Origin of the sequence: Desulfosporosinus sp. OT (genome assembly GCF_000224515.1) — a bacterium.
Taxonomy (GTDB): Bacteria; Bacillota; Desulfitobacteriia; order Desulfitobacteriales; family Desulfitobacteriaceae; genus Desulfosporosinus.
Window position 1 is genome coordinate 1 of sequence record NZ_AGAF01000164.1, and the last position, 21947, is coordinate 21947.

The window sequence follows — 21947 nt, forward strand, 5'->3', positions numbered from 1 at the left end:
GCTTACCCCACCTTCCCTTTTCGTTCGGCCCGTTTTAGCATATCCCAATTCATATCTTCCGGTTCATAAACAGCGTTTTCGTACTCTTGAGTCACTGTCAAAGCCTTCGTCGGGCAGGCTTCAGTGCACATACCACAGAACAAACAACGCCCAACATCCATATGATAGGTTTTGAGAACTTTTTTGTTGTTTTCATCTTTTTCACTAGTTAGTTTGATAACCCCGTTCGGACAGGCCATTGCGCACATGTTGCACGAAATACACTTGTCCCGTTGTAATCCCATGGAACTACGGACCCTAGTCGGAAGCTTGGGTTTCTGCTCAGGGTAAAACTCCGTGATATTGGGACCGACCATGCGTTTGAACGTGACGCCTAGACCTGTAAGTAGACCTTTACCAAACACTGTGTCACCCTCCCATCACGAGCCGGTAAATGTATATCCCCAGACCCGTTAAAAAAATGTTCAAAATTGAAAGTGGTAACAAGACCTTCCACGCTAAGTGCATTAAATGATCAATACGAATTCTTGGGAAAGTCCAGCGAGCCCACATCATAAAGAAGATGATAATCCCGACTTTCATCCAGAACCAAACCCAACCTGGAATGGGAGCAGGTCCCTGCCAACCACCGAGAAACACGGTCGCAGCGAGTGCGGAAACAGCCGTCATGTTCCCATATTCTCCGAGGAAAAACAATCCCCAGCGGAGTCCCGTATACTCTGTAAACGGTCCGGCAACAACCTCTTGATCCGCTTCGACCAAGTCAAATGGTGCACGGTTAACTTCTGCCAAACCAGCAATGATGTAGATCACAAATGCCAGAGGTTGAATAAGAATAAAGGGAACGGTTTTTTGCGCCTCCACAATAACTCCTAAATTAAACGACTGAGTGATCATGACGACCCCAAGTAAAGAGAAGAGCAAGGGGATTTCGTAGCTGATCATTTGAGCTACTGCCCGCATTCCACCAAGTAATGAGTATTTATTATTTGATCCCCATCCAGCCATTACGAAAGCAACAGTTGAGATTGCGGAGATGGCAAGAAAATAAAAAATTCCTAAATCAAGATTAATGGGTGCCATACCATTTCCATAAGGTATGACCGCTAAGGTCATCATCGGCAGAGAGAAAATAATCATCGGTGCGATTTTGAAAATAAACTTATCAGCGCCTGCCGGAGTGATATCTTCTTTACCCATGAGTTTTAAGGCGTCTGCTATAGTTTGGAACCATCCCCGCGGACCTAGACGATTGGGCCCTGGCCTTTGTGATGTCCACCCTGCCACTTTGCGTTCAAGTAAAATCAAGATCAAAGCAGCTAGGACAACAATGATAACCACGATGATGAAATTAATGACATCCATGGTTAAATTAGCCCAAACTGAGTGGGGATCCGCAAAAAGACTACGGATGGCAGCCGCAATTATCAAAAACACATTGTTTATAGTGTTTAAAGCGTCCATCTTATTCTCCCCTCATTGCAATTTACTACTTATCGACTTCACCCAACACTGCATCCAATGTTGCAAAAATCGCAACAACGTCTTGGATTTTCCATCCTAAAGACACAATTGGGAGCATCTGCAGATTAATGAATGTGCCCGCGCGAATCCGAAGCCGTGCTGGTTTAGTTGTCCCATCACTGACGATATAGAAGCCCAATTCCCCTTTGGGATTCTCCACGCGGTGATATACTTCACCAACCGGAGGTTTGATAACTTTAGGTACCTTAGCCATAATCGGACCTTCCGGAATATCACGGACAGCTTGCTTGATGATCTTGACACTTTCTACAATCTCATCCATCCGAATTATAGTACGATCATAGCTGTCGCAGCCGTATCGCACAGGTACATTAAAGTCAAATCGATCATAGATGCTGTAGGGCTCAGCTTTACGTACGTCGTAATTGACACCAGACGCCCGTAAGCACGGACCAGTAATAGACAGGTTTTCCGCGAGCTCCTTCGATAAGATACCAACGCTCTTCAAGCGACCTTGGGCAATCTCATTCCCAAAAAATATTCCGTTATATTCTTCAAGCATCTCTGGAGTATCATCGAGAAACGATTTTAGCGCCGGCCAAAATTCTGCCGGAGGCTCATTACTCATGCCACCTATGCGCATGTTGTTTACTGTTAGGCGGCTGCCTGCTGTCATCTCATACATATCACAGATCCGTTCACGATCACGGAAAGCATAAGACCATGCCGACCATCCTGCCATATCAAGCGCCGTACTAGCAATACAAACCTGGTGACTGGCTATCCGGGCGAGCTCACCAAAAATAACCCGAAGGTATTCCGCCCGTTCGGGAATTTCAAGACCCATGAGTTTTTCAACGGTTTGGACATAGGCCCAGTTGTTATGCGGAGAAGCGAGGTAGTCTAAACGATCAGTATAAGGGATAAATTGTGAATAAGTCCGGCTTTCAGCTAGTTTTTCTATCCCCCGATGCAGATACCCCATCTTGGGATCAATTTTTGTAACCGTTTCACCCTCTAAATTGACCACCATGCGAAACAATCCGTGCATACTCGGGTGCTGGGGGCCCATGTTCAATAGGAGTTCTTCGGTTTTTTCAATAGTCAAGGTTTTTTCCCCCCTATTCCCCTTCTATACGTGTGCGCACGATATTGCGAACCTCTATGGGTTCGGTCACATAATCCTTGCGCAACGGATAACCTTCAAAATCATCCCACATATAAATCCGTTTGAGATTGGGATGTCCTTTAAAATTAATCCCGAACATATCATAGGCCTCACGCTCTAAGAAGTTTGCGCCCTGCCATATACTGGTTACGGAATCAATTACCGGATTTTCTCTGTCAATTATAGCCTTCACGCGTAAACGCTGCGGTCCGCGCAGGCTTGTCAACTGATAAACTGCTTCCAAATGATCTACGCCATCAACTCCACACAGATCGTGTAAAAAGTCACATGGAATATTTGGAAAGCTTTTAGCTCCCTTTAGCGTTTCAATAACATAAGAAGCCTTAACTTTTAAGACGAGCTCCCCTATGATCTCTTCTACTTCGCCATTCACTTGAGCGGCAAGTTTTTCCACTTGCTCTTTTAATACTTTATTTTCCATGTTTCATTAACCTCACCTTTGCGGGATTTGAAACTTTAAATTGAAGTTGCAATAGCCCATATAACAAAGATTCTGGTCGCGGTGGGCAACCCGGGATATAAACGTCGACTGGGACAATTTTATCAGCACCTGCCAACATAGAATAAGAATCAACAAAGGGTCCCCCTGCGCAGGCGCAGCTCCCCATAGCAATAACCCATTTAGGCTCGGGCATTTGATCATAAATACGGCGTAAAAGTGGAGCCATCTTCCGAGTACAAGTCCCCGCTACGATCATGACATCTGCCTGACGCGGTGAAGCACGGAAAACTTCATACCCAAAGCGAGAAATGTCATAACGAGGCCCGCCCGTAGCCATCATCTCGATAGCACAGCAAGCTAAGCCCAGCGTAACTGGCCAGAAGGAATGTCCACGTGCCCAGTTGAGAAGTTTATCGATGTTGGTAACCAAAATGTTTTTTTCCAGCAATGTTTCATCGTCGCGAAGCTTTTTTTCCAAAGCTACATCCACTCTAGAGCACCTTCCTTCCAAGCATACCAGAAACCAACCAAGAGAATGACAATAAAGACGAACATTTCCACGAAAGCGAATGTCCCTAGTTTTTGGAATGTGAGAGCCCAGGGATACAAGAAAACGGTTTCAACGTCAAAGGCTGTAAATACTAAGGCATACATAAAATAATTGCTCTTAAATCCTAGCCACGTCCGTCCAATTGTCTCGTTACCACACTCATAGGTCGTACATTTTTCTTTGTGTGGTTTGTGGGGTGCAAGCAACTTTGGCACGATCATCATAATAATCGATACAGCTATTGCACCAACGAGAAACACACCTACACCAGCAAAATTATTGTCAATCATCTTCTTAACCTCCCTTCATAAAAAAGTCCGATGCCCCGCTTCTATGAGCTAAGCTTATTGTGCCACAACTATCGGTTATGGTCAATAATTTAGCACTCCGCAGCATCACCTACCTTTCTTTCTAAACTAACCGACGTTCCTTGTTTCACCGGAGCAAAACTTCTTCGGTGAAGAGGACATGGTCCTAAACGCCGCAAAACTTGCATATGTTCGCTCGTTCCATACCCTTTATTTTTGGAAAATGTATATTCCGGATAAAGGGCATGAAGCTCTACCATCAATCGGTCCCTTGTCACTTTTGCTAAGATCGAGGCTGCTGCGATTGTGGCACTTATTTGGTCTCCCCTGACAAGGGGAAGCTGCGGAATATGAATCCCAGGAAGTCTTAACGCGTCAATCAGTAAATAATGGGGACGAACTGTCAACCCTTCGACCGCGCGTTTCATAGCTAACTTAGTAGCTTGTAAAATATTCAAGGCGTCTATCTCGGCTGGTTCAGCACTTCCAATAGCATAATCAATCGCTTGGGCTTGAATTTGAGTGTATAATTTCTCTCGTTTACTCTCCGTCAGCATTTTCGAATCGTTAAGACCGGATAAATCGAACTGTGCCGGTAGAATACATGCCGCAGCAACGACTGGTCCAGCCAACGGTCCGCGGCCCGCTTCATCAATTCCCGCCAGCAACAGATATCCTTGATTCCATAATTTCTGCTCTTCCACAAGTAGTTTCTGGATACGGGTCTCTTCAAGAGCCTGGGCTTGCTGATATTTAACCAATCGCACTGCAAGCTGTCGAACTCCCTGCCGCGGATCGTTCTGACATGCAGAAAGCATTCGAGGGGAAGGATTTTTATACAGTGCTTCTTCAACTTCCCGTATATTCATCTGGGATAACGGTTCCACACTTTTCTCCTCTTCTCTCCCTAATTCTCACTTCGACATATAAAGTCAATTTCCTTTAATCAGTGTATAATATTCACTGATACCAGATTATAGATGCACAAGCTAAAATTTATTTATTTAGAAACGATCCATGGTTATTGGACCAAGTTGTCCCATTCGTAGTTCACGCAGGAGAATTTGAGCGGCCTTTAGTGTATCAACACGCCCACCGTGAATCAAACACCCACGTTTTCGTCCCAACGTCTCCAACGTGACCTCTGCGTCCGAAATTTGATAACGGAGCAAGGCATCCGGAGAATACGCCTTAAGCCAATCTATAATCCAAAGGGATAATTCTTCTATATCAAGAACATCGTCTTTTATAGCTCCAAGTGCGGCGAGCTTTTGTCCAACCTCAGGCACTTCAAATTTTGGCCACAACATTCCAGGTGTATCAAGGAGTTCAACACGTTCATGAATTCTAACCCATTGATTTCCACGGGTCACGCCTGGCTTGTTACCCACTTTGGCTTGAGCTCCACCTGTCAATTGATTAATCAAGGATGATTTACCAATGTTAGGTATCCCTACAATCATGACTTTAATCATCTGGGGTCTAATGCCCTTATTGGCCTGCCTTATTTGTTTAGCCAGTACCATCCGTTCTAATTCTGGTACAATCTGTTTAACGCCAGTCCCTGTAGTCGCACTAACAGCAAAGGCAGGGCTGGATGCTCTAAGCTGGGTAAGCCATTTTGATGTCCAATTAGTGTCCGCCAAATCCGCTTTATTAAGCAGTAATATTCTGGGCTTATTGCCGAGTAATTTATCGAGCATCGGGTTTCGGCTACTAATCGGTATACGAGCATCGGCAAGTTCTAAAACAACGTCTACCCATCGAATTTGTTCAATTAAAAGGCGTCTTGCTTTAGCCATATGCCCTGGAAACCACTGAATAGTCATTGATTATCCCTCATATCTTTTAAAAGAAAGCTTAAGCCCACACGAAGACACTGTCTTCGCACGTATTAACCCTTTTTACAGACACTGTCTTCGCATGAATTAGCCTTCTTGTTAGCTTCGACGCACCGGCTATCGCCTAGTTGCGCTTATGCATCAATCATGACACGAACAAGAAAATTCGAGGTTTGCGCTATTGTCCAAAAAATCTAAAGCGCTGGAAAGGGTAGTATAGCAACCACGCTTTTCCCAAAAGGTAGTTTTTGGGGAGAAGTCCCCACTCTCGCGAGTCTTCACTCTGACGCCGATTATCCCCTAAGACAAATACCTTCCCCTCTGGAACAACTTCTGGGCCAAAAGGAGGGTAATCACCTGGTTTAACATAAGGTTCCTGAATAACTTTCTCGTTCACAAATACTTTATTGTCACGAAGTTCTACCTTTTCACCTTCGACAGCAATAACTCGTTTAATGAAAGTTCGTTTTGTATCCATCGGAAACGCGAACACAATAATATCTCCTCGGTTTGGAGCCCACCAGCGATACGCAAGGCGGTTAACAAGAATGCGGTCTCCAGGGATCATCCCAGGTTCCATTGAAGGCGACGGAATAAGATAAGGTTGCCATACTCCCCAACGTAAAACCCCGCCAATTAGCAGAACTGCGGCAATAATACCAAAAACCCATTTTTTTTTGATTTCTTATGTTCCATCGTTACGCTCCCCTCTTGCACTACTCTTTTTAGTATGAACAAGATTCGGCAGAGCATACACCAAGAACCATAATAAAGTGTAGAAAAAAATATAAATCCTACTAGATAAAATACCTGCTAACCGATATATAGAGAACTCGTCTACCACGACACTCGGCTGTCCTTAGACGGAGGTAGGCTATTTAAACATATTCCGGTGCAAGTAATACATGTTGAGCAGTATAAAAAAACTTGGCTGGCGCCCACACACACACGAAGACACTGTCTTCGCACGGATTGCCCTACTTGCAGACACTGTCTTCGCACGTATTAACCCTTCTTGCAGACACTGTCTTCGCACGAATTAACCTTCTTGTTAGCCTTCGGGCACCGGCAGCAGCCTTAGTTACGGTTATGTGCTAGCGTAAGTCGAACAGGCATGTTCGATGTCAGAGCATCGCCATGGATACAAGATGTCGTGATACTGAGTATCTGTACCCAAAACTCGAACAGGACGTTCGAGATTAGAACGCTGCCCGAAGACACAGACTTCATACGTATTATCCTTCTTGCAGGATGGCAAAGCTCTATCATGGCGAGAAAAGTATATAACTGTCAGCTATAAGTTCCAAACTAGTAAAAAAAAAGAGCTAGATTGCTCCAGCCCATTTTTAACCTTAGATGCTGCGACGATCGCGAATCCGCGCCGCTTTACCTGAAAGTGCACGTAAATAGTAAAGCTTAGCCCGGCGAACCACGCCCCGACGAGACACCTCAATCTTATCCAAACGAGGCGAATGTAACGGGAAAGTGCGTTCTACTCCGACGCCAGCGAAGACACGACGAACAGTGAATGTCTCTCTGATGCCGCCACCTTTCATCGCGATGACAAGCCCTTCAAAAAGTTGAATACGTTCACGGGTTCCCTCAACAATGCGCACATGTACACGTACAGTATCACCTGGACGGAAGTGAGGAAGATCCTTTTTCATTTGTTCTTCTTCAATCATTCGAATATAGTCCATTATTAAATTCCCTCCTTCCTTGCCTAGATGTTCATTCACTAATTCTCAGCGAGCGGACCATCTATCTTCAGGCCTATTTATATTATCACAACCTATTTAGTTATGCAATGATTTTTAAATTAGTGACATAAACTGCCTGTATGAGTGACAGAACATCAGTGTCCGCGTAGACGATCTAATATAATCGCCACTGCAGAACGCACGGACAGATGATTATAATCCGTCGGTCCATAGATTGGCTCCAGAATTCGATCCATAGATTCAACATCTTCTTTGAGCAGTCCCCAACCCGTCCCAAACAATAAAAGAATCGGTGTTTCTGAAGTTTCTATGTCCTTACGGAGCTGAACATAAGTGACCGTATTGGAATATTTTCGAGCATCAGTCGCCACTTTGATAGGGGCTACCCCGTTTTCTGCTTCAATCTCGGCATATACTTCAGCTAGATTCTCTGCGATTTTTACCCGCGAGAACGCTTCCTGCCGGTCTGGATTATAGTCCGCGCCATAACCTTCTTGCCAAAATCCCATTATTCGACCAGCCAACTTGCGCTGTGCTTCAGCGGGGTGGACCACGTAATAACGTTTTATGCCGTAGGTTGTTGAACAACGCGCAATATCATGGAGGTCTAGGTTTGTGATTGAAGTCGCGACTGTCTCCATATTCTTATTGTAGACAGGGGCATGGATCAAAGCTAAATAAATGTCCGCCATGGAGATTCCTCCCAACCTGCTAACCTTAAATCAAAGGCCTCTCAGATTTAATTTATATTACTTTTGCTCAGAAATAGTTGGGGAACGTCGCCGACGTTTAGGTTGCGGACAGAGATGTTCCCACAACGCTTTCCATGATGCGATTTCTATGTGTTCAAGGGCAAGTTCTTCCAAAAGCGGATAATCGTCTGTCCCAAAAATACCCGCCACAATTAAATCTGGGCGTCGCAGAAAAGTGCGGCGGAGAGACTCTTTACGCCGCCATCGCTTGATCAGAGCATGATGCCCAGATAACAATATGTCTGGAACCTGCCGCCCTTCAAAATCAGCAGGACGCGTATACTGTGGATACTCCAAGAGTGAAGTCGAATGCGAGTCCTCCTCAGCAGATGCATCTTCTCCAAGCACTCCCGGAATAAGTCTCGCCACTGCATCGATCATCACCATCGCTGCCAGTTCTCCCCCAGTCAATACGTAATCTCCGAGGGAGGCCTCTTCATCAGCCAACTCACGAATTCGCTCATCAAATCCTTCGTAGTGCCCGCATATAAAAACCAGCTCTTCTTGTTTCGACCAAAGCTTAGCTTTTTCTTGGTGAAAAACATGGCCCTGCGGAGACATGAGGATGATCCTTCTCTTACCGCGAGGTTGAGGCAAATCTCGTATCGCAGCAAAAATCGGTTCAGGCTTCAAGAGCATTCCAGCCCCCCCGCCATAGGGAACATCATCGACATTCTTATGTTTACTGATAGCATAATCTCGAAAATTAATAAGGTTAATCTGCAGTAATCCAGCTTCTTGTGCTCGTTTCAGAATGCTTTCTTGCACGGGTGCAAACATCTCTGGAAATAGCGTTAAGACAGTCATTTGCATCATCAGTTATTTAATCCTCCAACAACCCTGGGGGAAGTATCACATCCATGCGTCGACCTGAAACATCTACATGCTGAACAACACTTTTAAGCGCCGGGATGCATATTTCACCTTTGCTTCCCTTGATAAGGTAAACATCGTTCGCTCCAGTTTCCAAGACCTGAGACAAAGTACCTAACAGCTTATCTCCTTCGTAGACTTGCATCCCTTCAAGCTCGAAATAGTACCATCCTTCTTTAAGAGGAGGAACTTCTGAGCGATCAATCCGCACTTCCCACCCTCGATAATTTTCCGCTTGGTCTATGGAATCTATCTCCTCAATAGTGAGAAAGACTAAATCCGTCTGCACGCGGGCCTTAATAATTTTGAAGTGTTGACTGATCTCCCCATGCCGCAAGATGACGGCCTGCAGTTTTAGAAACCGCTCAAGGTCTGTCGTTAATGGGTAAATCTTCAGTTCCCCGTTTAACCCATGTGGACGCAAAACTTCTCCAATCAGCACTTCATCCATATCCGTTGCCCCTTTCCACGAAGACACTGTCTTCGCACGTATTAGCCCTACTTGAAGACACTGTCTTCGCACGAATTAAGCTTCTTGCAGCAGATAGATTTAAGACGTTGAGAAGGGCACTAAGCCCTTCTCAACGTCATTGATCAATGTCCATATGAACTCGACGACCATCTTTGACGGCTGCCGCTTTAACCAGCGTACGAATAGCGTTTGCAATCTTCCCCTGTTTCCCAATAACCTTCCCCATATCTTCAGGTGCGACAGTCAGTTGCAAATGCACACTCTTGTCTGTCTCAGACCGGGCAACGAGAACTTGGTCAGAATGATCGACCAACGCTTTCGCGAGGATTTCTACAAGTTCCTTCACAGGAACCACCCCCCACACACTACACTTAGTTCTTGGACTCGTGGAATTTAGTTAAGATACCAGATTGGCTCAGCAAAGACTTAGCAGTATTTGAAGGCTGTGCCCCTGTTGAGAGCCATTTTAAAGCCTTTTCCTCGTCAATGTTCAAAACTACAGGACTCTTTGTCGGGTCATAATATCCAATTTGTTCAATGAAACGTCCATCACGAGGAGCTTTAGCATCAGCAATAACCATACGGTAAAAAGGATTCTTTTTTGCTCCCATGCGACATAAACGAATTTTCGTAGCCATGTTTTCACCTCCTTATCGTATTATAGAGGTTCGAAGTTCGAAATCCGAGGTTGAATGTCATTCATTCAATATCGTACATCGCTCATTTTGCCCCTAGATTAGATTAACTAAACTTCAAGATGGAGTTGAAAACTCCGTTTAAAGCAAGTTTATTATATAAACAACGCTATAGTATAGCGTGTGTCCATCATAGTAATAGCACATTTTCCCCGTTCCAAGCTAGGGATGCGTGGCAAGCGCAATAGCTCTACATAAGCCAACCCAGACACCAGACGGTGCACATGAAATGTGCCGTCTCCCTAACCTTACGCCCAAACACGAATCCCAACCATCCTATAAAGCAGGACTAAACGTTTCCTCGATCCAAGCACAGGACGCAGTGTGACACGAGCCCGAGGTCTCTACGTAAGCAGAATTAGCAAACTCCGTGAAAGCGACCCCACACACGGGGCAGTGCACAAGGATGTGCACTGCCGCCAATGCGCCAAGGATGGCGCTTTTGGCACGATAGTCTCCAGTGGAGAGTTTCGCCGAAGCCGCGATCCTGAAAGGAATACTTTCCGGCGTAGGATGCACCCCGCTCCCCAGACAAGAGCTTGAACGGTTAGTTTGCTCTGCATCGTAGGCACCGAGGGCTGTGCCACACAAGTCCCTCACCCAAAAGGAAATCGCATTCCCGATTTCTTTCCCTTTTTGCCTTTTTTACCGCCCCCAAGCATTCCGCCGGGGCTGGCAAACTGTTTCATCATTTTCTGCATTTGTTCAAACTGTTTTAGAAGGCGTCCCACGTCTTGAACCGATGTTCCGCTTCCCTTGGCAATCCTTTTTTTACGCGAATCTTTAATGACCGATGGTTTTCGTCGTTCTTCTGGCGTCATCGAGCGAATGATAGCCTCTAGATGGGCTGTGTCTTTTTCGTCGATTTGTACATCTTTTAACTGCTTCCCTACGCCAGGAATCATCTCTAAAATTGAGGAGAGAGGTCCCATTTTTTTCATCTGCTGCATTTGATCTAGGAAATCCTCGAGAGTGAATTCCTGTTTACGCAACTTTTGTTCCATTTCTTTCGCTTTTTTCTCATCGAAAGACTCTTGCGCTTTCTCGATTAGGGTTAAAACATCACCCATCCCTAAAATTCGAGAAGCCATACGATCTGGGTGGAAAGGCTCTATGGCATCCATTTTCTCGCCTATTCCAGCAAACTTGATAGTACACCCAGTCACTGCTTTAATAGAGAGTGCAGCCCCACCGCGAGTATCTCCATCCAACTTTGTAAGAATGACACCGTCAAGGCCCAGATCTTTGTGAAACGATTCTGCCACATTAACTGCATCCTGCCCCGTCATAGCGTCAACTACTAATAAGATTTCGTGGGGCTTTACAGCATTTTTAATGTCTCGAAGTTCCGTCATCAATTCTTCATTAATATGCAAACGTCCGGCCGTATCGATGATAACCACATCTTGGCCATTCGAATTGGCGTGTTTAATGCTGGCTCTAGCAATTTCTACTGGGGAAACCTGACCCATAGAGAACACCGGTACTTTCACTTGTTCTCCCAAAACCTCTAATTGCTTAATAGCAGCAGGACGATAAACATCACAGGCAACCAGCAATGGATGCTTGCCTTGTTTTTTTAGCATATTGGCCAATTTCGCAGCATGGGTTGTCTTCCCTGCTCCTTGAAGGCCTAATAATAAGATCACAGTTGGCGGTTTTGAGGCAATGGGTATTTTGCCTGTCGCGCCACCCATAAGTTCAATCATTTCTTCATGCACGATCTTAATGACATATTGTGCAGGAGACAGGGATTCCAGAACCTCCTGTCCGATCGAACGTTCCTTAACCTTGGCCACAAAATCTTTAACCACTTTAAAGTTAACATCCGCTTCCAATAACGCAATACGAACTTCGCGCATAGCTTCATTGACATCTGCTTCCTTTAATTTGCCCTTTCCTTTGAGCCTTTTAAATGTTTCTTGGAGTTTTTCGCTCAGTCCTTGAAACATACCTGTCCCCGCTTTCGCTTTGATCCAGTAAAACTATAGACTTCAAATTTCGTCTTCCAGTATCTGTAGGCCATCTTCTGCTATTAAATATCCAAAATATTGACATATACTTCATCAATCATGGCGCGCAGTTGTTGGTGACGTACCCATGCTGATTGGTTGGTAAAATCTTGCTCTTGCAATTGCTGTGACAGGGTTTTTACCTCCATCAATTTCTCACGTTCCGCCCAAAATCTCTGTACAAGCCCTAATTTCTGCTCGTATTCTGCAAGAATCCGCTCTGTGCGTTTGATTAAATCATGAATAGCCTGACGGCTGATATGTTCCACCTCAGCAATTTCAGCCAAAGAAAGATCTTGTTGATAATGAAGATCCCAAACGTTCCGTTGCTTTTCTGTAAGAAGTGGGCCATAGAAATCTGCTAAGAGAGCCATTTTGGCGAGTTTCTCCATCCCAACCTCCTGTAAAGTAATTTTACTTTACAACCGAATTCTAGACTAAATCTAAGAGTTTGTCAAGTAGGGCAATTCATCAAGAGCCCTACTGAATTACGAATCGCGAATTTACAAATCAAATCCATAAAGCAACACGTAATTATCCATTCAATTCTGCTGAAATCCGCTTCGCCCGAGTTTCCGCTTCTTTACAAACTGTACCCACGTCCATTGTCAAAAGTTTTCGTTCTTCCATGAGAAATTTGCCGTCTACCATCACCGTTCGTACATCCCCAGCATGAGCAACATAAACCAAGTGTGCCGGGACAGAAAAACGCGGATAAAAATGGGGTTGATCCATATCTATGGTGATGAGATCTGCCTTAAAACCGGGGGCAATCATCCCGACATCTTCTAGTCCGAGCGTCTGAGCTCCACCAACCGTTGCCATTTCCAACACTTTATACGCTGGAAGAGCGGTTGAATCCACCCGGAGCTTTTGTTGGAGTGCTGCCGAACGCATCTCTCCAAAAAGGTCGAGATTGTTATTGCTTGACGCACCATCTGTGCCAAACCCCACAACAACACCTTTGGCCAACAACTCGGTAATTGGGGCGGTCCCGCTGTTCAACTTCATGTTACTTTCCGCATTATGCGCGACACAGACGTGTCTATTTGCCAGGATTTCTATATCCACCTGGTTCAAGTGTACACAGTGCGCTGCGACAACATGCCCCCCAAGAATCCCAAGTTCATCCAGCCACTGAACAGGAGTTTTTACATGCTGCTCACGAATGATGTTTATCTCATCTTGAGTCTCGGCCACATGAATATGAATACCTACACCTAGGCGATCCGCCTCAGCTTTCACTTTCTGGAGATACTCCCCTGAACATGTATAAGGGGCATGGGGGCCAAACATAACGTTTATTCGCCCCTCACCAGCTCCATGGTAACGTTGAACTAAATCAATATTTTCTTGGAAAGCCTGCTCTCCGTTGGGAGCATTCCCGATCAACCCCCGTGAAAGGACTGCACGTGTCCCAGCACTGAGTACTGCTTCTGCAACTTGATCCATTGAGGCATACATATCAAGCATTGTGGTCGTTCCCGAGCGAATCATTTCGCAAAGCGCTAAGGCAGTCCCCCAATAAATGTCCTCTTCTGTTAGCTTGGCTTCAAAAGGCCAAACTTTTTCATTAAGCCAAGGCATTAGAGGTAGGTCATCAGCATAGCTTCTGAGTAATGTCATCGCTGCATGGGTATGGGTGTTAATCAAGCCGGGCATAACCACATCCTCTGGCAAGTCCAGAATACGATCAGGTGCAAATCCTACCGGAGCCGAACCCCTTTCCCCTACCGAAACAATCCGATCATTTTCTATGGCAATTTCTCCTTGGGGATAAAACATATCCTGCCCGGTCATAGGCAAAACCATAGCCCGAATTAAGATTTTAGACACACTTTCATCTCCTCACAACCGTTGTCAAAGGATTATAAGTATACAACGAAAGTTATACTTTCTGATTAGTGTAAAGAAAACCTAGCGAAGCTGCTCAAGACATCTTGCTCTGATGCTAAGAACGCACCAACAATTTAAGAAGATTAACAGAATAAGGCGCAGTCACAATTCCTTTTTCTGTAATAATCCCAGTGATATATTTCGCCGGAGTAACGTCAAACGCTGGATTGTATACGTTTACTTCTTCCGGTGCGACAGCTGAACCGAAGCACTCACGAACTTCTTTCGACGGTCGTTCTTCTATCGGTATTTCCTGACCACTAGCTACTTTTAAATCAATGGTGGAGGTTGGTGCCGCTACGTAAAAAGGGATGCCATGAGCTTGAGCTAAGACCGCTACGGAGTATGTCCCAATCTTGTTCGCTGTATCACCATTTGCCGCGATTCGATCCGCACCGACTATCACGAGGTCAACCTTACCTTGCTGCATCAAGTATCCGGCCATATTGTCTGTAATTAACGTTACTGGAATCTTGTCTCGCAGAAGTTCCAAAGCTGTAAGACGCGCTCCCTGTAATAAAGGTCGTGTTTCATCTGCATAAACATGAATAGACTTGCCAGCCTCATGAGCAGCTCTAATTACACCGAGGGCAGTTCCATACTCTACTGTGGCTAATGCTCCCGCGTTACAATGGGTGAGTACATTGGCCTTCTCTGGGACAATCTCATTCCCATGTTGTCCAATAAGACGATTCATTCGGCGATCATCCTCGGCAATGCGACCCGCTTCTTCAACTAAAATCTGCCGCACCTCATCCAAGTCTTCGACATCCCAACATTCCCGCAATCGATCTTCCATGCGCCGAAGTGCCCAAAATAAATTGACAGCTGTGGGCCGGGTTTCAGCAAGCCTGTTTTGGACCTCTTCCATGTATTTTGGCAAACCTTCTAAATCCCCTTGATATTCTATTGCGCCTAACGCAAATCCATAAGCAACTGCAGCACCAATAGCAGGCGCGCCACGTACTTCCATCTGTTCAATAGCCTCTGCCACATCCTTATAGGACAAAGCATTACGATATACAGTTTCTACTGGAAGTTTGCTCTGATCTAATATTCGCAAAGAATTTCCTAGCCATTCAATCGATTTCATCGTCCCACCCCTTTCTAAAACTTGCCGACTTCTCCGTTCGCCGAGGCACATAGACAATTCTGATCGGGAGACCATAACTCCACGGTCGCTTGAATGAGTTGGGCGACCTTTGCTCCCAGTTCCTTCATACTCTCCATTACTTCGGAATGGGTTAACGGATGTGTAGCAATTCCAGCCGCTTCATTCGTAACCATTGCGATGGAGGCATAACATATTCCAAGTTCTCTCGCTAAAACGACTTCTGGAACGCTCGTCATACCAACAAGATCAGCTCCAAGACGCTGAAACATCCGAATTTCAGCAGGGGTTTCAAAACGCGGACCTTCTGTACAAATATAACATGCCCCATTCTTAACCTGAAGCCCTAGATGCTCTGACGCATCAATGATCACTTGCCGCACAGCGGAACAATAAGGCTCAGTCATGTCCACATGAAGTACGCCCTTTTGCCCTCCTTCGTAGAACGTCTGAGGACGGCTTTTGGTAAAATCAAGAAACTGGTCAAGAAGCACCAACTCACCTAACCGAAAATCTGGAGATAAGGAACCTACAGCCGCTGTAGCAATGACCTTTCGCACTCCTAGTTCATGTAACGCCCATATATTAGCCCTGTAATTCACGAGGTGCGGAGGTGTAGCGTGATCACATCCATGTCGACTCAAGAAAACCATTTCACGATTAGCGAGTCGACCAACAACGGATTCAACCAATCCATAAGGAGTTTCCACCTTGATGACACGCTGTTCGGTCAACTTAAAATGCTCTACTCCGGTTCCCCCAATAAGTGCATAGTGTATCAGAATTCCCCCTCCTCGTCAGGTTGGCCAAAGAGTGCTGCGGCAAAATCCTTCGGCACAAAAGGACGCAAGTCTTCCATGCCTTCACCAATTCCAATCCATTTCACAGGAATCTTGGTTTCTCCTTGAATTCCCAAAACAACTCCCCCTTTAGCCGTCCCATCCAGTTTAGTTAAAACAATTCCGGTAACTCCGGCCACTTCCTGAAAAAGCTTGGCTTGTTGCAGGGCATTCTGTCCTGTAGTGGCATCCAATACAAGTAACACTTCATGAGGCGCCTCCGGGATTTCCCGTTCAATTACACGCTTAACCTTGCGTAATTCCTCCATCAAATTCACCTTATTGTGAAGACGACCAGCGGTATCTACAATAACAACATCAACATTTCGGGACTTTGCAGCTTGTACTGCATCATAGGCGACAGCTGCCGGATCTGCACCTTCGCGTTGCTTAATAACCTCAACCCCGGAGCGTTCTCCCCAAACCTCCAGTTGATCAATGGCTGCTGCCCGAAAGGTATCGCCTGCAGCCATAATAACTCTTTTTCCATCTTTTTTAAACCGGTTTGCAAGCTTGCCAATCGTGGTTGTTTTGCCAACTCCATTAACCCCAACTACAAGAATAACACTTGGACCTTGCTTGGCAAAGGAAATTGTTTCTTCCTCCCCCAATAACTCTGCAATCAATTCTTGTAAAACCTCAGTAAGTTCACTAGACTCTGAAAGTTTACGCTGTTTAACTTCTTTGCGCAACCGTTCAACCAATTCGAAGGATGTATTGACACCGACGTCAGAACGAATCAACACTTCTTCCAATTCTTCATATAACTCTTCATCAATCTTCTTGCGTCCTGTAAAAACCTGTTCTATCTTCTCCACAAAATTTTCCCGTGTTTTTGTAAGACCTTCTTTAAGCTTCGCGAAAAATCCTGCCATATTGTTCCTTCCCTCCTAATCGTGGTTCGAAATCCGAGATTCGAATACCCAAGCCCAGGACTCAGTGTGACTCAAGTGCAACGTCTTTATGTAAGAAGAATCAGCAAACCTCATGCAAACCACCCAAAACTCAAGACGGTGCACATGAAATGTGCCGTCTCCCGATCCTAGCGCAATTCAAGCATGCAACTCAAGAACCGTCCCTTCTCCCGCTTCTCCCGTTCGTTCTTCGACCCAAGCCCAGGACGCAGTATAACACGAGCACGAGGTCTTTACGTAAGCAGAATTAGCAAACTCCGTGAAAGCGACCGACCCCAAATACGGGGCAGGGCACAAGGTCCCTTCTCGCCATCCTGCAAGAAGGTTAATACGTGCGAAAACAGTGTTTTCGTGGGTCGTCGGATGGCACTTTTGGCACGATAGTCTCCAGTGGAGATTATCGCCGTAGGCGGGTTCTTTAAAATAATGCTCTATCGCCGAAGGATGAACCCCGCTCCTCAAAGAAGGAGCTTGAACGACTAGTTTGCTCTGCGTCGTAAGCACCGAGCGCTGTGTTATGCAAGTCGCTCATCAAGCTGGACAGAAAGCAATTTAGACACCCCGGATTCTTCCATCGTAATGCCGTATAATACATCGGCTGATTCCATAGTTCCTTTGCGGTGAGAAATAACAACAAATTGGACAGCATTCGATAAACGGTGAATATATTGGGCAAATCGCTGGACGTTAGAATCGTCCAACGAAGCTTCAATCTCATCTAAAATACAAAACGGACTTGGTTTAACTCGCAGGAGAGCGAACAAAATTGCAATTGCCGTTAAAGCTCGTTCTCCCCCAGACAAAAGGGAAAGAAGCTGTGGTTTCTTACCGGGTGGCTGAGCAATAATCTCGACCCCTGTTTCCAGTAAGTGATCAGGGTCTACCAAATGGAGTTCAGCATTTCCGCCATGAAAGAGTTCTTTAAAAACCTCTTGAAAAGCTGCATTGACCGCATGAAAACTTTCTGCAAATCGTTCAGTCATAGTCTTATCTAGTTCGGAAATCAGTTGACGCAAGGTATGATTAGCCTCAACCAAATCACTCTGTTGAGCCAACATAAACTCCTGCCTTGCCTGCATTTTTGGGTATTCTTCAATAGCTGCTTGGTTAATTGGGCCTAACGCTTCAATTTGATGTTTTAGTTCTTGAAGCCTCCGCTCTAAAACTGCCCTTTCTTCCTCGGTCTGATAAGGCATCGCCTCTTCCCAAGTAAGGGAAAATTCCTCTGCCAATCGGGTTAACCCTACTTCACATTCGGTTTCCCAACGCACAACTCTGATATCGTTGGCATGCAGACGTTGTTCAAGCGCATGCGCTCCCTGACGCTTGGACTGTATCTCTTGTTCCTGATCAAGGACACGGGCCCCTAGACCCTCCCGCTCGAGTCTAGATTGCATTAAAGCATATTGCTGTGCCTCCTGGGCAAGTGAATGTTCTTCCAGTTGTTGGTTCAACACCTCTTGCTCTTTTTCTAGCACTTGACGGTTTTCTTGCAGATTAGTCCTATTTTGTTTCTTATGTCCTAGATCCGATTCATTTTCTCGGTAGACCCGATGTTCCTGGTCAAGTTGCTCCATGCATTGCGTTAATTCTTGCTCCCACTTGGCTAAGCGAACCTTCTCTTGGGTTAGCTGCTCCACGTACGATTCGATCTCTCCTGCCGCAGATTTGGCTTCTTGCTCTCTCTGGTTGAACTCCTCACGTAAATCGTGCGCTATTTTTTCCGCAGTTTCTAAACGATCCGACAAGCTCCTTAACCCTTGAACTAACTCGTCTTTCTGGACGATAATTCCCTCTTGTCGAAGACCTAACCCAGCTAAATCGCTCTCTAATCGCTGGAGTTGCCTCAGAACGTTCTCGTGTACCGCCCCAAGCATGATCTGCTGTTCCTTATCTGCCTGTTGCTTAAAGGCTAAATGCTCTAAACTCTCCTGTATTTCACGCTGACGCGTCTCAAGTTCCAATAATCCCCTTTGTTCCACCTCTAAGTCTTTTTCCATTTGCCTTAAGGACGTTCGCAGGGTCTCAATTTCTCGAGAGCGAGCCAGCAGATTTCCACCCTTGCGTTGAATACTCCCTCCGCTGAGAGATCCCCCCGGATGGACTTGGTCCCCCTCCAAGGTTACAATGCGCAGTTTATATCCGGATGTTCGCGCGATCCGAGTCGCAGCGTCCATATCTGCGACCACCACAATACGCCCGAGGAGAAATTCAATCGCCGTTCGATACAATTTGTCATGCGTTACAAGATCAACAGCGATCCCAATATATCCAGGGTCCCTCTCCACTGCCCTGCTTACGGACATCCGATTCCCTTGAATAACATCGAGGGGAAGGAAAGTTACTCGCCCCAATTGATGGGACTTCAAATAAGCAATCGCGGTTTTAGCTGCCTGTTCATTTTCAGCCACAACATTTTGCATCCCTGCTCCAAGAGCTGTTTCCAAGGCCGTTTCATATTTTTCATGCACTGTAATCAGATCAGCAACCGTCCCACAGAGGCTTAAGCATTCCGTTCTTCCTTTTTTCTTGGCGAGCATCAGCTCACGCACCCCACGTTGATACCCTTCAAAGGAATCTTCTAAAGATTGCAAAGCCTGCGTCCGTGCTCTAGCTTGATTGATAAGAGTTTTATGTTTTTGTAGTTCGAGATTTTTCTCTTGATGAAGCCCTTTTAGATTATCCCGTTCTACCCTCAGTCTTAAACCTTCATTTTCTAAAATGCGAGCTTGCGCTTCCATCTGAACCAGTTCTTTTTCCTGAGCTTCATAAGCTTCATTCAATAATTCAAGCTCATGCTTTTTGATCACTTTCTCTTGCTCACATTGAAGGACTTGTTGTTCTAGTGAAGCAAGAGTATGACGAGTTCCAGTCAACTCATTGGACCAATTGGCTTGCTCAGTCAAGGCTTGAAAGAGGTCAGCCTTTATTCTATCTATATCTTCAGCTAAGTTATTCTCTCGAACAACATTAAGTTGTTGCTCTTGATCTGTAACCTTGCGCTGAGATTCTTCAACTGTATGCGTTAAAACCGCTCGCTTGGCAGCAAGAGTTTTAATCCTTTCATGTAAATGATTAAGTTTGTTCTCATCCTCAAGAATCTCCTGGTTCAGCCTCATGGTTTGCTCATCAAAATATCGGAAACGTTCAGTACGAATACTAAGGTCATGTTTTAAGGCATTGAAAGCTTGCTCAGCTTGAAAAACCTCACCTTGCTTCCGCTGTATCTCTTCATCTAACTTTTTTAGTTCAAACTTATCTTCAATATTCCGACTTTCTTTGAGCCCCAAAACTGCTTGAGCCTCTACCACACTGGTTTGCAGGGTTTCCGATTCTTGTGCAGCTTTTGACAATTTCTGCTTTACTTCCGTAATGTCTAGAACAACCCACTGGATTTCTAGGCGTTTTTGCTCAAGCGTGAGAGCAAGGCTTTGTTCGGCCACTTGGGCTTGGGCAGCCAGAGGAGTCAGTTGCCCCTCAATTTCCCGCACTATATCTTCGAGACGTTGCAAATTAAGTATCGTAGCATCAAGACGCTTCAAGGCTTCGCGCTTTCTGATACGATACTTGGTTATCCCAGCCGCCTCTTCAATCAATGATCGACGTTCTTCCGATTTCAGGTTTAAGATTTCCTCAACCCGCCCCTGCCCAATGATCGAAAATCCTTCTTTTCCAGATCCTGTGTCCATAAATAGTTCCTGAATATCTTTAAGCCGGCAGGCAGCTTTGTTAATTAAATACTGCCCTTCACCGTCACGGTAGACTCGCCGTGTAATAGTGACTTCCCGAAAGTCTAACGGGAAAATCCCTGTTGAGTTATCAAAAATAAGGGAAACTTCTGCCATGCCGACAGGACGTCGCTGTGCGCTCCCCGCAAAAATTACATCTTCCATCTTTGCTCCGCGCAGACTCTTAGCACTTTGTTCCCCTAGAACCCAGCGAACCGCATCAGCGACATTGCTTTTTCCGCTCCCGTTCGGCCCAACAATTACGCTTAAACCATGACCCAATTCTAACTTGACACGATCAGCGAACGACTTAAACCCCTGAATATGAATTCCCTTCAAGAAAGCTGGGAAATTCTCAGGTTTAGCCATCGTTCTCCCTCCCCCAGACTTCTAACACCTGTTGAGCGGCATGTTGCTCGGCCTCTTTCTTGGTACGGCCCACACCTTTTCCCATTAAATTGCCTTGTAGGAAAACACCCGCCGTGAAGCATTTATTGTGATCAGGTCCTTCTTCCGCTAGGATTTGATAATTTACTTCTTTTTCTTCCCGTTGTGCTTTTTCCTGTAATACGGTTTTATAGTCACCGTAATTCCCTTCGGCAACTTCGTTGATAGACGGTTTGAGTAACTCTAAAATAACCCTCCGCGCCTCTTGTAATCCGTATTGCAAGTAGATTGCTCCTACCACTGCTTCCCAGGCATCAGCTAAGATAGAGGGGCGTTCACGTCCACCGGATACCTGCTCCCCTTTCCCTAATAAAAGCTCTTGCCCCAGCTCTATTTCATGAGCTTTGTGAGCCAACGTCGTTTCATTCACAACAGCAGCCCGCATTTTTGTTAGTTCTCCTTCTGGCCGATCTGGATAACTCAAATACAGATATTCCGCAATCACAAAGTCCAAAATCGCATCGCCTAAAAACTCAAGACGTTGGTTATTTTCTTTGCCGAACTGCGGATTTTCAAATACATACGAAGGATGAGTCAAGGCTGTACTGAACAAGCGATTCGGCAGGGTCTGCAGTCCCAATCGCTTTGCTAACTTTAGTCCTGGTTCCTGTTTGAGAGAGGTCACGACATATTTTTTTCGTCCTGACCTTCCCTCCGTCTTCATGTGATTCG

The 21947-nt window shown here is 45.5% G+C and carries 25 protein-coding genes; all 25 read right to left on the minus strand.

The window, feature by feature from the left end:
- Positions 1 to 2: 2 nt before the first annotated feature.
- The 25 genes from DOT_RS14745 to rnc all read right to left on the minus strand — a co-directional run bounded on the left by DOT_RS14745 (position 3) and on the right by rnc (position 21939).
- The gene (locus tag DOT_RS14745; protein ID WP_040412325.1) at positions 3 to 404 is read right to left on the minus strand and encodes an NADH-quinone oxidoreductase subunit I; all 402 of its coding nucleotides are present in this window, start codon (positions 402 to 404) and stop codon (positions 3 to 5) included.
- 4 nt (positions 405 to 408) lie between these two features.
- Positions 409 to 1464 (minus strand): NADH-quinone oxidoreductase subunit NuoH, encoded by a 1056-nt coding sequence (nuoH, locus tag DOT_RS14750; RefSeq protein ID WP_009620286.1) that lies wholly within the window; start codon positions 1462 to 1464, stop codon positions 409 to 411.
- Between the two features lie 25 nt (positions 1465 to 1489).
- The gene (locus DOT_RS14755; protein ID WP_009620287.1) at positions 1490 to 2593 is read right to left on the minus strand and encodes an NADH-quinone oxidoreductase subunit D; all 1104 of its coding nucleotides are present in this window, start codon (positions 2591 to 2593) and stop codon (positions 1490 to 1492) included.
- Positions 2594 to 2606: 13 nt separating this feature from the next.
- Entirely contained in the window at positions 2607 to 3095 is a 489-nt protein-coding gene (locus DOT_RS14760) for an NADH-quinone oxidoreductase subunit C (RefSeq protein ID WP_009620288.1), read from the minus strand.
- Positions 3085 to 3606 (minus strand): NADH-quinone oxidoreductase subunit B, encoded by a 522-nt coding sequence (locus DOT_RS14765; RefSeq protein ID WP_040412327.1) that lies wholly within the window; start codon positions 3604 to 3606, stop codon positions 3085 to 3087. The genes DOT_RS14760 and DOT_RS14765 overlap by 11 nt, the downstream gene beginning before the upstream one ends.
- Positions 3597 to 3953 (minus strand): NADH-quinone oxidoreductase subunit A, encoded by a 357-nt coding sequence (locus DOT_RS14770; RefSeq protein ID WP_192807820.1) that lies wholly within the window; start codon positions 3951 to 3953, stop codon positions 3597 to 3599. The genes DOT_RS14765 and DOT_RS14770 overlap by 10 nt, the downstream gene beginning before the upstream one ends.
- 92 nt (positions 3954 to 4045) lie before the next feature.
- Positions 4046 to 4861 carry a ribonuclease HII gene (locus DOT_RS14775; protein WP_009620291.1) on the minus strand — a complete coding sequence of 272 codons (816 nt, stop codon included), beginning with the start codon at positions 4859 to 4861 and terminating at the stop codon, positions 4046 to 4048.
- Between the two features lie 117 nt (positions 4862 to 4978).
- The gene (ylqF, locus tag DOT_RS14780; RefSeq protein ID WP_009620292.1) at positions 4979 to 5803 is read right to left on the minus strand and encodes a ribosome biogenesis GTPase YlqF; all 825 of its coding nucleotides are present in this window, start codon (positions 5801 to 5803) and stop codon (positions 4979 to 4981) included.
- Positions 5804 to 5993: 190 nt separating this feature from the next.
- Positions 5994 to 6497: a signal peptidase I gene (gene lepB / locus DOT_RS14785; protein WP_040412329.1), complete on the minus strand. Its 504-nt coding sequence runs from the start codon at positions 6495 to 6497 to the stop codon at positions 5994 to 5996.
- A 670-nt stretch (positions 6498 to 7167) separates the two neighbouring features.
- A complete protein-coding gene (rplS, locus tag DOT_RS14790) occupies positions 7168 to 7515 on the minus strand; it encodes a 50S ribosomal protein L19 (protein ID WP_009620294.1) in 348 nt (115 codons plus the stop codon).
- Positions 7516 to 7670: 155 nt separating this feature from the next.
- Positions 7671 to 8228 carry an RNA methyltransferase gene (locus tag DOT_RS14795; protein ID WP_009620295.1) on the minus strand — a complete coding sequence of 186 codons (558 nt, stop codon included), beginning with the start codon at positions 8226 to 8228 and terminating at the stop codon, positions 7671 to 7673.
- A gap of 57 nt (positions 8229 to 8285) precedes the next feature.
- Complete coding sequence (gene trmD, locus DOT_RS14800) at positions 8286 to 9104, minus strand: tRNA (guanosine(37)-N1)-methyltransferase TrmD (protein WP_040412332.1); 819 nt, start codon at positions 9102 to 9104, stop codon at positions 8286 to 8288.
- 7 nt (positions 9105 to 9111) lie between these two features.
- Positions 9112 to 9612 (minus strand): ribosome maturation factor RimM, encoded by a 501-nt coding sequence (gene rimM / locus DOT_RS14805; protein ID WP_009620297.1) that lies wholly within the window; start codon positions 9610 to 9612, stop codon positions 9112 to 9114.
- Positions 9613 to 9748: 136 nt separating this feature from the next.
- Positions 9749 to 9979 carry a KH domain-containing protein gene (locus DOT_RS14810; RefSeq protein ID WP_009620298.1) on the minus strand — a complete coding sequence of 77 codons (231 nt, stop codon included), beginning with the start codon at positions 9977 to 9979 and terminating at the stop codon, positions 9749 to 9751.
- 25 nt (positions 9980 to 10004) lie between these two features.
- Positions 10005 to 10271 (minus strand): 30S ribosomal protein S16, encoded by a 267-nt coding sequence (gene rpsP, locus DOT_RS14815; RefSeq protein ID WP_009620299.1) that lies wholly within the window; start codon positions 10269 to 10271, stop codon positions 10005 to 10007.
- Positions 10272 to 10604: 333 nt separating this feature from the next.
- Positions 10605 to 10928 carry a hypothetical protein gene (locus DOT_RS29765; RefSeq protein ID WP_157998465.1) on the minus strand — a complete coding sequence of 108 codons (324 nt, stop codon included), beginning with the start codon at positions 10926 to 10928 and terminating at the stop codon, positions 10605 to 10607.
- A complete protein-coding gene (gene ffh / locus DOT_RS14820) occupies positions 10925 to 12280 on the minus strand; it encodes a signal recognition particle protein (RefSeq protein ID WP_009620308.1) in 1356 nt (451 codons plus the stop codon). The genes DOT_RS29765 and ffh overlap by 4 nt, the downstream gene beginning before the upstream one ends.
- Before the next feature lie 83 nt (positions 12281 to 12363).
- Positions 12364 to 12732 (minus strand): putative DNA-binding protein, encoded by a 369-nt coding sequence (locus DOT_RS14825; RefSeq protein ID WP_009620310.1) that lies wholly within the window; start codon positions 12730 to 12732, stop codon positions 12364 to 12366.
- 142 nt (positions 12733 to 12874) lie between these two features.
- On the minus strand, positions 12875 to 14176 hold the full coding sequence (locus DOT_RS14830) for an amidohydrolase (RefSeq protein ID WP_009620313.1): 1302 nt from the start codon (positions 14174 to 14176) through the stop codon (positions 12875 to 12877).
- A 115-nt stretch (positions 14177 to 14291) separates the two neighbouring features.
- Positions 14292 to 15329, minus strand: a complete 1038-nt coding sequence (gene mtnA, locus DOT_RS14835) for an S-methyl-5-thioribose-1-phosphate isomerase (RefSeq protein WP_009620316.1) — start codon at positions 15327 to 15329, stop codon at positions 14292 to 14294.
- A 14-nt stretch (positions 15330 to 15343) separates the two neighbouring features.
- On the minus strand, positions 15344 to 16126 hold the full coding sequence (gene mtnP, locus DOT_RS14840; RefSeq protein ID WP_040412335.1) for an S-methyl-5'-thioadenosine phosphorylase: 783 nt from the start codon (positions 16124 to 16126) through the stop codon (positions 15344 to 15346).
- Positions 16126 to 17061, minus strand: coding sequence for a signal recognition particle-docking protein FtsY (ftsY, locus tag DOT_RS14845; protein ID WP_009620320.1), 936 nt, complete (start codon positions 17059 to 17061; stop codon positions 16126 to 16128). The genes mtnP and ftsY overlap by 1 nt, the downstream gene beginning before the upstream one ends.
- 177 nt (positions 17062 to 17238) lie before the next feature.
- Positions 17239 to 17604: a hypothetical protein gene (locus DOT_RS29770; RefSeq protein ID WP_139024216.1), complete on the minus strand. Its 366-nt coding sequence runs from the start codon at positions 17602 to 17604 to the stop codon at positions 17239 to 17241.
- 11 nt (positions 17605 to 17615) lie between these two features.
- Entirely contained in the window at positions 17616 to 21197 is a 3582-nt protein-coding gene (gene smc, locus DOT_RS14850; protein ID WP_009620322.1) for a chromosome segregation protein SMC, read from the minus strand.
- Entirely contained in the window at positions 21190 to 21939 is a 750-nt protein-coding gene (rnc, locus tag DOT_RS14855; protein ID WP_242833847.1) for a ribonuclease III, read from the minus strand. Before rnc ends, smc begins: the two co-directional genes overlap by 8 nt.
- Positions 21940 to 21947: the final 8 nt, after the last annotated feature.

What these genes read in the sequence shown, in the direction of transcription:
- rimM (WP_009620297.1), bottom strand. Translation starts at nt 9,612, where the DNA reads ATGGATGAAGTGCTGATTGGAGAAGTTTTGCGTCCACATGGGTTAAAC.
- DOT_RS14795 (WP_009620295.1), bottom strand. Translation starts at nt 8,228, where the DNA reads ATGGCGGACATTTATTTAGCTTTGATCCATGCCCCTGTCTACAATAAG.
- rplS (WP_009620294.1), bottom strand. Translation starts at nt 7,515, where the DNA reads ATGGACTATATTCGAATGATTGAAGAAGAACAAATGAAAAAGGATCTT.
- rnc (WP_242833847.1), bottom strand. Translation starts at nt 21,939, where the DNA reads ATGAAGACGGAGGGAAGGTCAGGACGAAAAAAATATGTCGTGACCTCT.
- rpsP (WP_009620299.1), bottom strand. Translation starts at nt 10,271, where the DNA reads ATGGCTACGAAAATTCGTTTATGTCGCATGGGAGCAAAAAAGAATCCT.
- ffh (WP_009620308.1), bottom strand. Translation starts at nt 12,280, where the DNA reads ATGTTTCAAGGACTGAGCGAAAAACTCCAAGAAACATTTAAAAGGCTC.
- smc (WP_009620322.1), bottom strand. Translation starts at nt 21,197, where the DNA reads ATGGCTAAACCTGAGAATTTCCCAGCTTTCTTGAAGGGAATTCATATT.
- nuoH (WP_009620286.1), bottom strand. Translation starts at nt 1,464, where the DNA reads ATGGACGCTTTAAACACTATAAACAATGTGTTTTTGATAATTGCGGCT.
- DOT_RS14825 (WP_009620310.1), bottom strand. Translation starts at nt 12,732, where the DNA reads ATGGAGAAACTCGCCAAAATGGCTCTCTTAGCAGATTTCTATGGCCCA.
- ftsY (WP_009620320.1), bottom strand. Translation starts at nt 17,061, where the DNA reads ATGGCAGGATTTTTCGCGAAGCTTAAAGAAGGTCTTACAAAAACACGG.
- DOT_RS14760 (WP_009620288.1), bottom strand. Translation starts at nt 3,095, where the DNA reads ATGGAAAATAAAGTATTAAAAGAGCAAGTGGAAAAACTTGCCGCTCAA.
- ylqF (WP_009620292.1), bottom strand. Translation starts at nt 5,803, where the DNA reads ATGACTATTCAGTGGTTTCCAGGGCATATGGCTAAAGCAAGACGCCTT.
- trmD (WP_040412332.1), bottom strand. Translation starts at nt 9,104, where the DNA reads ATGATGCAAATGACTGTCTTAACGCTATTTCCAGAGATGTTTGCACCC.
- mtnA (WP_009620316.1), bottom strand. Translation starts at nt 15,329, where the DNA reads ATGAAATCGATTGAATGGCTAGGAAATTCTTTGCGAATATTAGATCAG.